Annotated in this window: 2 protein-coding genes; both read right to left on the reverse strand. The window is 20.0% G+C overall.

The features are described from left to right. Positions 1–125: 125 nt before the first annotated feature. A complete protein-coding gene (locus EZH24_RS11510) occupies positions 126–941 on the reverse strand; it encodes a hypothetical protein (protein ID WP_137999234.1) in 816 nt (271 codons plus the stop codon). A gap of 58 nt (positions 942–999) precedes the next feature. Beyond that, positions 1,000–1,598, reverse strand: a 599-nt coding sequence (locus tag EZH24_RS14260; protein WP_161976158.1) for a hypothetical protein, incomplete at its 5' end; no start/stop codon positions are given.

Genomic DNA, 1,598 nt, shown 5'->3' on the forward strand with positions numbered 1-1,598 from the left:
CAGTAACTTTTTTAGAAAAAAAATTAAAAACTACGAGCTGTAGCACCTACCCGAACGGTATCGCTTTCCATTATCAAATGCCCCCTGTAAGTGCTGCTGATTACCCAACATCAAACAAAAAATAATTATTCTATTTTAATGTTATCTATATTTTCAGCTATCTGTTCAAAAGTAATTTCTAAAGTATTAAAACACATTTTAGCTGTGTGCATATCTGGAGTAAATCCATTTTTAATTTCTTTATGAGGATGTATATAATTTCTAAACTCTCTTATTACATCACAAAACATTTTCATATCTTGTTTTATCAAACCTACTTCCTTTGATATATCTATAAAATCATCTAATACCCATTTAGAAAAATCTTTATTTTGATTCTTTTTAATAGACATAGTTTTTTTAAATAAAGCATCATTTTGCATAGCACAATTTAACAATACACTTTCTAATATACTACCTGCTAAAAATATAGCTGATAAAGGTATTTCATTATCTAAACATTTTATAAATTCATCAACTCTAACGATAATAGAATTATTTATATCTTTAGCCATATTTAAATTTAGAATTTTTTCTTTGATATGAGAATATTTATTAGTTATACGATTGTTATTAATTAAAATATTTTTTATATTTTCTATTTCTTCATAAGATAATAATTTAAATAAACTCATTAATACTTTTTCTGGATCTGTTTGATATATACAGGTCATATCATTAATAAAATTAAAGAATTCAATATCGGATAATTGACCATTATATTTTAATTTATAATAAAAGTACATTGTACCATTAAATGGATTTATTCTATTACTAACTTCTATCTTGAATTTAATATTACAATCATATTCTATAAAAAATAATACTTTATATGTATTATTATTATGATATTTAATAATCAAATCAATAATTTCTGTTTTTGTTAAATTTATGTTTTCCATTATACTAAACTCAATAACTTTTATCTATTGCCAATTAAAATAATATATAAATACAATACTACAATGAATCAATATTATTAACTTCAATAATAATATCAGCATATATATTCTCACCTATTTTATATTTTGCTTTTCTATACCTATTTATATAATATGAAAGTGCTAATTGAATAGCATTGAATATTACGAATAATAAAATTACAATAATATTACATAAAATATTTCTATCCTGTAAATTAAATTTCATAATAAAATAATATCCAAGACTAATTGCAGAAAAAAAATTCCATATCAATTCCAATACCAATATAAGTATTTTAAAATTAAATGGAAATAATTTCTCAATATATAATAATTTATCATTTGAAATTACAACAGATGATATATTTCTATTTAAAATATATTCTATAACTAGAATATGATGTAAAAAAGAAATTATTTTACTTTTTTTCAAAGTTAAATCATAAAACTGTACAAAAGTTATCAATGAAGATAATATTGAAATACCAAAAATAATAACACTTATTAACATAATAATATTATTATCATTTTTATTTTTTAATAAAAAAAATAAAAATTGAGAAGAAATTGCCAAAGCTGATATTTGTATTCCCCAAAAAAAAGTTAATAGTTTATAATATTCATTAACTTCATTGT

This window comes from Brachyspira catarrhinii, from assembly GCF_005518285.1.
In the GTDB taxonomy this organism is placed as follows: Bacteria; Spirochaetota; Brachyspiria; order Brachyspirales; family Brachyspiraceae; genus Brachyspira; species Brachyspira catarrhinii.

Coding starts and splice junctions, on each gene's coding strand:
- EZH24_RS11510 (WP_137999234.1), bottom strand. CDS start 941: ATGGAAAACATAAATTTAACAAAAACAGAAATTATTGATTTGATTATT.